The organism is Collinsella sp. AM29-10AC (assembly GCF_003469085.1).
Classification (GTDB): Bacteria; Actinomycetota; Coriobacteriia; order Coriobacteriales; family Coriobacteriaceae; genus Collinsella.
The window spans coordinates 40,829-50,364 of record NZ_QSKB01000021.1; the positions used below are offsets into that span (position 1 = coordinate 40,829).

Consider the following 9,536-nt stretch of genomic DNA (forward strand, 5'->3'; position numbering starts at 1 on the left):
CCGAAATGACGAGAGTGGATAATCTCCCACTTTGAGCCTGCAAACAGGCCAAAAACGGGAGATTATCCACTCTCATTCTGCGGGCACTCATTTAAGTCTGTCCCCAATGAGTGCCCGGCAGCGTCGGCGGAGCTATAGGTCGCTACCCGTACCTAGCAGCTTGCGCATGACTTGCTCGGGGTTGACCGAGCCGTCGCGCGGGGCCAGGGCGGTGATCTTCTTTTGCATCTTGTACTCGTGCAGCTCGTCCTCGAGCTGGCGCACGCGGGCGCGGAGTTTTTCGTTCTCGCGCTCGCGCTCCTCGGCGCGCTCCTTCATATCGAGGATGCGCACCACGCCGGCAAGGTTGATGCCCTCGTCGGTCAGCTGGTTGATGAGCTCCAGGCGCTCGATATCGGCACGCGAATACAGACGCGTATTACCGCCCGAGCGCTGGGGGTTCACCAGGCCCTTGGACTCGTAGACGCGTAGAGTCTGCGGGTGCATGCCGGTCAGCTCGGCCGCCACGCTGATCATGTACAGCGGTTTGTTCCTATTGTCCTCGGCCATGCTACCTGACCCCTTTCCGTCTCGTTATCGTCCATCATAAGCCCGCGGGCGTGGGCGTGCGCCGCGACCGCCCTAGTACGTCGCCTTGTAACAATTGACCTTCTCGCGATAGTCGCGCGTGTCGGCCTCGCGCAGCTTGGTCATGGCATCGCGCTCATCGTCGGACAGGTTCGTGGGAACCTGCACCTTGATCTCGACGAGCAGCGCACCTGTGCGACCGCGATGCTTAACGTCGGGTGCACCCATCTCCTTAAAGCGGAACTTCTTGCCCGTCTGGGTGCCCGCCGGCACCTTCAGACGAACCGTCGCGCCGCCGGGTGTGGGCACATCCACCGTGCAGCCGAGCGCCGCCTCGTAGACCGAGATCGGCACCTCCATGGTCACATCGGCACCCTTGCGTTTAAACAGCGGATGCTCCTCCACGTGCGTGGTCACGACCAGGTCGCCGCGCTCGCCGCCGGCAACGCCGTACTCGCCACGGCGCTTGTAGCGCAGCTTGCCGCCGTCGACCGCGCCCGCAGGCACCGAGACCGTGATGGTCTGCTGCTCGCCCGTCGAGGGGATGCGGTAGGTGACCTTATGCGTCACGCCGCGAAACGCGTCCTCGGCCGTTACGTCGACGGTCAGCGACAGGTCGCCGCCCTTGCGCGCACGGTTGCGGCCCGCGCCGGCACCGGCAGCACCCGCAGCCCCGGCAAAGCCCGAGCCCCAATCGCTACCCCAAGCGCCGTTGCCGCTAAAGATGCTGTCGAAGATGTCGCCCCAGCCGCTGGCGCCCGCGCCGGCACCGTAGCCGCCGCCATACGCGCCGCCTGCGCCCGGCATGCCGCCGAACATGAGCATCTGGTCGTACTCTTTGCGCTTCTTCTCGTCCGAAAGCGTCTCGTAGGCCTCGCTGATCTCCTTAAACTTGGCCTCGTCGCCGCCGGCATCGGGGTGATATTTTTGCGCGAGCTTGCGAAACGCGCTCTTGATCTCTTTGTCGGAGGCGCTCTTGGATACGCCCAGGATGTCATAGAAGGTTTTGCCTGCAGCCATCGTAGCTCCTCTCCTGTTTCATCCGCCGTCCAGCGGACGGCGGCTCATGCTTTCATATGGCACTAGGCCAGAAAGGGCCCCGGGTGTTGCCCCGGGGCCCTTCTCAATTACTCCTCGGTGCTCTCAGCCGTATCGGCCGCAGCATCCTCGGGCGCCGCTTCGGGCTCCGGTGCGGGGCGCTTCTCGCCACCGTAGGTCACCGTCACCATCGCGGAGCGCAGGATGCGGTCCGCCATGCGGTAGCCCTTCTGGTACACGTCGTTGACGGTCTCGTCGTACTGCGATGCGTCCTCGACACGCCCCACGGCCTGGTGCTCGAGCGGATCGAACGCCTCGCCCTTGGGGTCGATGGGCTCAACGCCCTCGTGCGCAAACACATCGAGCAGCTTGGCATGCACCGCATCGACGCCATCGACGAACTGCTTAAAGTCGTCGGAAAGCTCCTGGCTGCGGGCATGGTCGATCGCGCGCTCGATATCGTCGACCACCGGCAGCAGCGCGGTGACGAGCTTCTCGGTCGCGCGCTCGCGCTCGGCGATGCGCTCGTTGGCGGTGCGGCGACGGAAGTTCTCCCAGTCGGCCTGCAGACGGGCGGTACGCTCGGTGGCGTCCTTTGCCTTATCCTCGGCGGCCTTCTGGGCCTCTGCCGCAGCATCGAGCTCGCGGCGCACGTCGGCAAGCTCCTTTTGGGCCTGCTCGAACTTGAGCTTAAAGTCGTTGTCGGCGGCTTCCTCACCGGCGCGGATAGCAGCTTCCACCATCTCGTCCTCGGTCATCGTCGCCTCCTTGTTGGAATCCTCTACCTGGTTCTCGGCAGCCTCGGCGGCCTCGGCCTCGTTGGCCTCGGTATCGTCGACGGCCTCTACGGGAATCTTCACGTCCTTCTCCTCAGAGTCAACGGGGGCGGCGCCGGTGGCAGCCGCCTCCGTGCGAGCTTTACGGGCGGACATGATTACTTGTCCTCGTCGTCCACAACCTCGTAGTCGGCGTCGACGACGTCATCGTCGGCAGACTGGGCACCGGCGGCACCGTCGGTCTGCTGCTGAGCGTCGGCGTAGACAACCTGGGCCAGCTCGTAGGCCACAGACTGCAGGGACTCGCCGGCGGCCTTGATGGCCTCGACGTCAGAGCCCTCGAGCGCCTTCTTGGCGTCGGCGATAGCGGCCTCGGCCTTGGACTTCACGTCGGCGGAAACCTTGTCGCCCAGCTCGTTGAGGGTCTGCTCGGTGGAGTAGCACAGGCTGTCGGTCTGGTTGCGGACCTCGACCTCTTCCTTCTGCTTCTTGTCCTCCTCGGCATGAGCCTCGGCGTCCTTGACCATACGATCGACTTCGTCGTCGGACAGAGCGGTGGAACCGGAAATGGTGATCTGCTGCTCCTTGCCGGTGCCCTTGTCCTTAGCGGAGACCTTGACGATGCCGTTGGCGTCGATGTCGAAGGTGACCTCGATCTGCGGCACGCCGCGGCGGGCAGCCGGGATACCGGTCAGCTGGAACTTACCGAGCGACTTGTTATCGCGGGCAAGCTCGCGCTCGCCCTGGAGCACGTTGATCTCGACGCTGGTCTGGTTGTCGGCAGCGGTGGAGTAAACCTCGGTCTTGGAGGTCGGGATCGTGGTGTTGCGGTCGATCATCTTGGTCATGATGCCGCCCATGGTCTCGACACCCAGCGACAGCGGGGTAACGTCGAGCAGCAGGATGCCCTCGACGTCGCCGGTGAGCACGCCGCCCTGGACGGCAGCGCCGTCGGCAACGACCTCGTCGGGGTTCACGGACATGTTGGGCTGCTTGCCGGTCATGGTCTTGACGAGCTCCTGGACGGCGGGCATACGAGTGGAGCCGCCGACGAGGATGACCTCGGTCAGATCGGAGAGCTTGAGCTTAGCATCGCGCAGGGCGTTGGTGACAGGCTGCTTGCAGCGCTCGAGCAGGTCACGGGTGATCTTCTCGAACTCGGCGCGGGTCAGCGTGTAGTTGAGGTGCAGCGGGCCGGACTGGTTCATGGTGATGAACGGCAGGTTGATGGTGGACTGCTGGGCGGCGGAAAGCTCCTTCTTGGCGTTCTCGGCGGCCTCCTTCAGGCGCTGCAGGGCCATGGGGTCCTGACGCAGGTCGACACCGTTCTCCTGCTGGAACTTGTCAGCCATCCAGTCGATGACGCGCTGATCCCAGTCGTCGCCGCCCAGGTGGTTGTCGCCCGAGGTGGACAGAACCTCAAACACGCCGTCGGCGAGGTCGAGGATGGAGACGTCGAAGGTGCCGCCGCCCAGGTCGAAGACCAGGATGCGCTGGTCGGAGCCCTGCTTGTCCAGGCCATAGGCCAGAGCAGCAGCGGTCGGCTCGTTGACGATACGCTTGACGTTGAGGCCGGCGATCTTACCGGCATCCTTGGTGGCCTGACGCTGGGCGTCGTTGAAGTAGGCCGGGACGGTGATGACGGCGTCGGTGACGGTCTCGCCCAGATACTTCTCGGCGTCGGCCTTCATCTTTGCGAGCGTCATGGCGCTCACCTGCTCGGCGGTGTAATCCTTGCCCTCGATATCGACGACGGCACGGCCACCCTGGCCCTCCTTGACCTCATACGGCACGGTCTTGATCTCGGAGGTGCACTCGGAGTACTTGCGGCCCATGAAGCGCTTGATGGAGAACACGGTGTTCTTGGGGTTGGTGACCGCCTGGTTCTTAGCGGCCTTACCCACGACGCGGTCGCCGTCTGCACGGAAGCCAACAACAGACGGGGTGGTGCGGTCGCCCTCGGCGTTCACGATAATGGTCGGAGAACCGCCCTCGAGGACGGCCATGGCGGAGTTAGTAGTACCAAGGTCGATACCAAGAATCTTACTCATTAGAAATTCCCTCTCTCTTTTGCGTTCGCGCCGCCTCGACGATCTGTCGCGCGGCGCTTCGGCTTGTCTTTCAGGATGTAGTGTATCCCCTTATGGGCCGGAATATACAAAATCTAAGTCAATTCATATAAGATTTCTTATTGCTGAGAGTTTAGGTTCTTAAATGCGCAGGTAGATGCGCTGAATGAGTTCTCGGCAAATCTATTGAGATCTATGTAGAGATGGCTGAGGTTTGCGTCCGGGGGTGCCTGGGGGCCGTCTTGCGGCAAGCGCATCCCGGTTTGAGCGTGGATTCCGGGTCGCAGTTTCCGTCTGAAGGCTCAACCGGAAACCGTATCCCGTTTTGAGAGCTGATACCGGGTCGCAGTTTCCGCTAGCGGGCCCAACCGGAAACTGCGACCCGGTTTTCGGCCAAATAACGGGATGCCCTTTCCGCAGGCGCGCTCAATAGGTCAATATTACAAGTCACCTATAGCTAACATTTGCGCAGCTCAACGGCCCCACCTGCGCGTTTTTTAGTAAACCTTGGCATACTCGGCGAACGGTATGAAGATGCCGGCCAGAGGGTATTGCAAACGGTCGCTCCCGTGGTATGTTTTTGCCCGAATCAAACCGGCGCGCATCGTCTGTAGCGTCGGTCAACAGAGAGGAAACTACCATGGCTCATCCCGTAATTGATGCCGACGAGTGCATCGCTTGTGGCGTTTGCGTCGACTCCTGCCCCGCTGGCGTTCTGGAGCTCCAGGACGTCGCTACCGTCGCTGACGAGGACTCCTGCGTCGCCTGTGGCGCTTGCCAGGACGCTTGCCCCGCTGGCGCGATCACCGAGATCGTCGAGGAGTAACAACTCCCCCACTTGCACACTCAAAAGTACACCGTGCACAAAAAGGAGGCTTCCGCATCGCCGCGGAGGCCTCCTTTTTTGTGCGGATAATTAATTTGGCACCGTCACAGGTTGAGCTCACGTCAGCGAAAACGCCCCTAAGCGAGCAAGGTGACGTGAAAGAGGAGGGAAGCGTACTTTTGTACGCGACCGACGATTGAACGTCAGATTGCCGCTTAGGGGCGTTTGCAGCGTCGGCTACGATAGATCGTCCTCGTAGGGCATGAGGTCTGCCAAGTAGCCCTTCTCCTTGAGCATGGCCTCGATCTCGTCGAGGGTTTGCTCGTCCTCCGCCGCGATGCGATGGAAGTGATAGCCGCTCGTCACCGTTAGTAGCGGAAAGCTCTTGCCGCTCTCGATATCGTGCAGGTAGCGCTCAACATCGCGACGATTGCGGATGTCCAGGTCGGCCGTGATCTTACCGTACACGCGGTGATTGACGATCACGTTGAGCACGGCGCCTCCGGCGTCGACGATACTCGTAAGCTCATCGCCTGTCTGCTCCACGCCGTGGCGAACCTTGACCAAGCGCGTGGGCACGGCGGGGCTACTCGCGGCTTCCTGCAGCACGTAACCGCGGTTGGTTGCCACGACATCGTGCCCATCGGCACGCAACAGGGCAATATCCTGAACCACGACCTGACGGCTCACGCCAACCTCGCGGGCAAGTGCGCTGCCCGAAACGGGCTCCTTGGCTCCTTCGAGCACGCCCATGATGGCACGGCGACGCTCGCGGGCGTTCATTATTTACCGTCCAGCAGACGCAGGTGCTTAAGCGAGAGGTCGAGGATCGGCGCAGAGTGCGTCAGGGCGCCCGAGCTAATAAAGTCAACGCCCAGGTCGGCCAGGGCGCGAATGTTGTCGGCGTCCACATTGCCCGAACACTCGGTCTTGGCGCGACCGGCGATAAGCTCGATGGCGGCGGCCATGTCGTCATGGGTCATGTTGTCGAACATGATAATGTCGGCACCGGCCTCCACGGCTTCGCGTACCATGCCCAGGTTCTCGCACTCAATCTCGACCGTCGTGGTAAACGACGCATGGGCGCGCGCCATCTCGATCGCGCGCGTCACGCCACCGGCTGCATCGATGTGGTTGTCCTTGAGCATGACGGCCGTCGACAGGTTATAGCGGTGGTTGCTGCCACCGCCGATCTCGACTGCTGCCTTCTCGAAGACGCGCATGCCCGGCGTGGTCTTGCGCGTGTCGACAAGCACGGTCTTGGTGCCCTCGAGCGCGGCCGCCATCCGATGCGTGTAAGTAGCGATGCCGCTCATGCGCTGCAGGTAGTTGAGCGCCACGCGCTCGCCCGAAAGCAATACGCGCGCGTCGCCGCGCACCTGGCCCACGTGGTCGCCGGCGTGCACCTCGTCGCCGTCCGCGACATCAAACAGCACCGAGCTCTGCGGATCCAGCAGCTCAAAAGTGCGAGCGAACACATCCAAGCCGGCGATGATGCCATCGGCCTTGGCGATGAGCTCAACGGTAGCGGGGCGCGCCGTAGGGCACACGCTCGCCGTACTCACGTCCTCAAACGTGATGTCCTCGCGCAGAGCCTGCAAAATCAGATCATCGACGACGAGCTTCATGGTAATGGGATTCATGGTCTACTCCTCCACGGCCTGCGTGCCGGCGGCACGGGCCAAATCATCGATTGCAAGGGTCTCGGCGCTCAGGGCGCGGTGACGTCCGTCAAGCGCGGGCTCACCGGCCTGCTCCACGGTCAGCGACTCGCCGGTGCGCATACGCCAAGCAGCGCGGCGGCCCCAAACTAGGGACTCGAGCAGGCTGTTAGAAGCCAGGCGGTTCTTGCCGTGCACGCCATTGCAGGCCGTCTCGCCGGCGGCGTAGAGCTCGGGCATCGAGGTGCGGCCGTCCTTGTCGACCCATACGCCGCCCATAAAATAGTGCTGCGTGGGTGTGACAGGGATGGGCTCGTCCAGGATGTCGCGTCCGTCCTCCAGGCAGCGCGCACGGATATTGGCAAAATGCCCGGTCACCACGTCGCGCTCGACGGGGGCAAAGCTCAGCCACTCGTGCTCGGTGCCGTCCTGCTTCATCTGCTCGCGAATAGCGGCGGCGACCACGTCGCGCGGCTGCAGTTCGTCGGTAAAGCGCTCGCCGGCGGCATTGAGCAGAATCGCGCCTTCGCCGCGGCAGCTCTCGCTAATCAGGAAGGTGCGGCCCGGCTGCGGAGAGAACAGTCCCGTGGGATGGATCTGCACGTAGTCCAGGTGCTCCATCGTGATGCCGTGCTCCTGCGCGATGTAGCAAGCGTCACCGGTGAGCTGCGGGTAGTTGGTGGAGTGATCGTACACGCCGCCGATGCCGCCCGTTGCCCACAGCGTATGGCAGGCATGAATCTTAAACGGCTTACCGGCATGCACGTCCTCAGCGGCATTTGCCAGCTCGTCTGCGGGGCGAGCTGAATCGTCCTCGTCCACGGCTACGGCGACGACGCCGGTGCACACCGTGGCGCCGTCACGCTCGGCCGTTAGGATGTCGGTCATGGCCACGCGCTCCAAAATCTGCACGTTGCCCAGCTTGCGAACGGCCTGGAGCAGCTTGGTCGTGATCTCCTTGCCCGTAATGTCGGCATGGAAGGCAATGCGCGGGCGGCTGTGCGCGCCCTCGCGAGTAAAGTCGAGGCTGCCGTCGGCCTTGCGCTCAAAGTCCACGCCCATGGCCAACAGGTCGTTGATGACCGAACGGCTCGAGCGGATCATGATGTCGACGCTCTCGCGGCGGTTCTCGTAATGGCCGGCGTGCATGGTGTCCTCAAAGAAGGCATCGTAGTCAGAGCCTTCGGGCAGCACGCAGATACCGCCCTGCGCGAGCATCGAATCGCACTCGTCGACGGCGCCCTTGGAGAGCATGATTACGCGCGTGCTCGTCGGCAGATTGAGAGCCGCATACAGGCCCGCCACGCCGCAACCGGCAATGACGACGTCGCACTCCATGTCGGAGTATTGTTTGGTTTCCACAGGAATCCTCTCCCTTGTAATGTGGCATAAGGGATGGCCCCTCATGTCACATTGGCTTAGCGCGCCGCGTACTCGAGCATGCGGTCGAGCGTGAGCTTGGCCTGATCGGCGACCTCGTCCGACACGCCAATCTGCACCTCGCCCTCGCCCGTCTCCAGGCAGCGCACGAGCTTTTCGAGCGTGATGAGGTCCATGTTGACGCAGGTGGGCTGCACCGCGGGGAAGTAGAACTTCTTGCCGGTGCCCTGGCAGCGGCGCTCGAGCTCATAGAGCACGCCGCGGACCGTCACGATAATGAACTCGCTCGCGTCGGACTCCTCGGCATACTTGATGATGCCGGCGGTGGAGCCGATGTAGTCGGCCTCGGCCAGCACGTCGGCCTTGCACTCGGGGTGCGCCAGCACGAGCGCGTCGGGGTGGGCCTCCTGCGCATCGACGATCTGCTCGACGGTAATGATGTGGTGGCGCGGGCAGTAGCCGTTGTTGAGGATGACGTGCTTTTGCGGCACCTGCTCGGCCACAAAGCGGCCCAGGTTCTGGTCGGGAATGAACAAGATGTGCTGCTGTGGCAGCTCGGAGACGATCTTGACGGCGTTAGAACTGGTAACGCACACGTCACTCCAGCTCTTGATCTCAACCGTCGAGTTGACGTAGCAGACGACAGCCAGGTCGTCGCCGTACTCGGCGCGCGCCGCATCGACCGTCTCGCGCTTGACCATGTGCGCCATGGGGCAGTCCGCACCCGGCTCGGGCAGCAGCACGGTCTTGGTGGGGTTGAGCAGCTTGGCACTCTCGCCCATAAACTCCACGCCGCACAGCACGATGGTCTGCTGCGGCAGGCTCTTGGCGAGCTTTGCCAGGTAAAAGCTGTCGCCGACGTAATCGGCAACGGCCTGGACCTCGGGCGCCACATAGTAGTGCGCCAGGATCACCGCGTCACGTTGGGTTTTTAGTTGCTGAATGGCCTCGACGAGCTCTGCGGGCACCAGTGCCGCGCGCTCCGTTGCCGTCGTTGCCGATGCTAGGCCGGCCGCGATATCGCGTGCAAGCTCCGATGCATCCATGTTCGCGCTCTGTGCCATCAAGGCCCCTCTCTTTTGGCGAATCTTGGGGCTTTAGTATGACACCTGGCTTTACAGCTGACAAGACAGCTGTAAAGCCAGGTGTAAAGTTGGAATAAAGATTCAATCTTGGGGCGGGTCCATTTTCGAACTGGCAAGCTGAGGACAGCCGAAAA

General features: G+C 62.7%; 9 protein-coding genes. 1 reads left to right on the top strand and 8 read right to left on the bottom strand.

Annotation, left to right across the window (positions count from 1 at the left end):
- Positions 1-132: 132 nt before the first annotated feature.
- The 4 genes from DW754_RS07805 to dnaK form a co-directional block, all read right to left on the bottom strand.
- Entirely contained in the window at positions 133-549 is a 417-nt protein-coding gene (locus DW754_RS07805; protein WP_089573643.1) for a heat shock protein transcriptional repressor HspR, read from the bottom strand.
- 72 nt (positions 550-621) lie between these two features.
- Positions 622-1,587: a DnaJ C-terminal domain-containing protein gene (locus DW754_RS07810; protein ID WP_117759108.1), complete on the bottom strand. Its 966-nt coding sequence runs from the start codon at positions 1,585-1,587 to the stop codon at positions 622-624.
- 107 nt (positions 1,588-1,694) lie between these two features.
- Positions 1,695-2,537: a nucleotide exchange factor GrpE gene (locus tag DW754_RS07815; protein ID WP_117759110.1), complete on the bottom strand. Its 843-nt coding sequence runs from the start codon at positions 2,535-2,537 to the stop codon at positions 1,695-1,697.
- A 2-nt stretch (positions 2,538-2,539) separates the two neighbouring features.
- Positions 2,540-4,432 carry a molecular chaperone DnaK gene (dnaK, locus tag DW754_RS07820; protein WP_117759112.1) on the bottom strand — a complete coding sequence of 631 codons (1,893 nt, stop codon included), beginning with the start codon at positions 4,430-4,432 and terminating at the stop codon, positions 2,540-2,542.
- Between the two features lie 658 nt (positions 4,433-5,090).
- Between dnaK and DW754_RS07825 the strand changes: the two genes are divergently transcribed.
- On the top strand, positions 5,091-5,276 hold the full coding sequence (locus tag DW754_RS07825) for a DUF362 domain-containing protein (protein ID WP_006235216.1): 186 nt from the start codon (positions 5,091-5,093) through the stop codon (positions 5,274-5,276).
- Between the two features lie 237 nt (positions 5,277-5,513).
- Here the strand turns inward: DW754_RS07825 and DW754_RS07830 are convergent, their stop codons facing one another.
- From DW754_RS07830 to nadA, 4 genes are read right to left on the bottom strand one after another with little or no spacing between them, the layout of a single operon-like run.
- Positions 5,514-6,059, bottom strand: a complete 546-nt coding sequence (locus DW754_RS07830) for a transcription repressor NadR (protein WP_117759114.1) — start codon at positions 6,057-6,059, stop codon at positions 5,514-5,516.
- On the bottom strand, positions 6,059-6,919 hold the full coding sequence (nadC, locus tag DW754_RS07835) for a carboxylating nicotinate-nucleotide diphosphorylase (protein ID WP_117759116.1): 861 nt from the start codon (positions 6,917-6,919) through the stop codon (positions 6,059-6,061). The genes DW754_RS07830 and nadC overlap by 1 nt, the downstream gene beginning before the upstream one ends.
- A gap of 3 nt (positions 6,920-6,922) precedes the next feature.
- Positions 6,923-8,299 carry an L-aspartate oxidase gene (locus tag DW754_RS07840; protein ID WP_233508910.1) on the bottom strand — a complete coding sequence of 459 codons (1,377 nt, stop codon included), beginning with the start codon at positions 8,297-8,299 and terminating at the stop codon, positions 6,923-6,925.
- A 56-nt stretch (positions 8,300-8,355) separates the two neighbouring features.
- On the bottom strand, positions 8,356-9,381 hold the full coding sequence (gene nadA / locus DW754_RS07845; RefSeq protein ID WP_117759118.1) for a quinolinate synthase NadA: 1,026 nt from the start codon (positions 9,379-9,381) through the stop codon (positions 8,356-8,358).
- Positions 9,382-9,536 lie beyond the last annotated feature (155 nt).

Excerpts from the sequence above, each read along its gene's own strand:
- DW754_RS07805 (WP_089573643.1), bottom strand. The coding sequence starts at position 549 with ATGGCCGAGGACAATAGGAACAAACCGCTGTACATGATCAGCGTGGCG.
- DW754_RS07810 (WP_117759108.1), bottom strand. The coding sequence starts at position 1,587 with ATGGCTGCAGGCAAAACCTTCTATGACATCCTGGGCGTATCCAAGAGC.
- DW754_RS07815 (WP_117759110.1), bottom strand. The coding sequence starts at position 2,537 with ATGTCCGCCCGTAAAGCTCGCACGGAGGCGGCTGCCACCGGCGCCGCC.
- dnaK (WP_117759112.1), bottom strand. The coding sequence starts at position 4,432 with ATGAGTAAGATTCTTGGTATCGACCTTGGTACTACTAACTCCGCCATG.
- DW754_RS07825 (WP_006235216.1), top strand. The coding sequence starts at position 5,091 with ATGGCTCATCCCGTAATTGATGCCGACGAGTGCATCGCTTGTGGCGTT.
- DW754_RS07830 (WP_117759114.1), bottom strand. The coding sequence starts at position 6,059 with ATGAACGCCCGCGAGCGTCGCCGTGCCATCATGGGCGTGCTCGAAGGA.
- nadC (WP_117759116.1), bottom strand. The coding sequence starts at position 6,919 with ATGAATCCCATTACCATGAAGCTCGTCGTCGATGATCTGATTTTGCAG.
- nadA (WP_117759118.1), bottom strand. The coding sequence starts at position 9,381 with ATGGCACAGAGCGCGAACATGGATGCATCGGAGCTTGCACGCGATATC.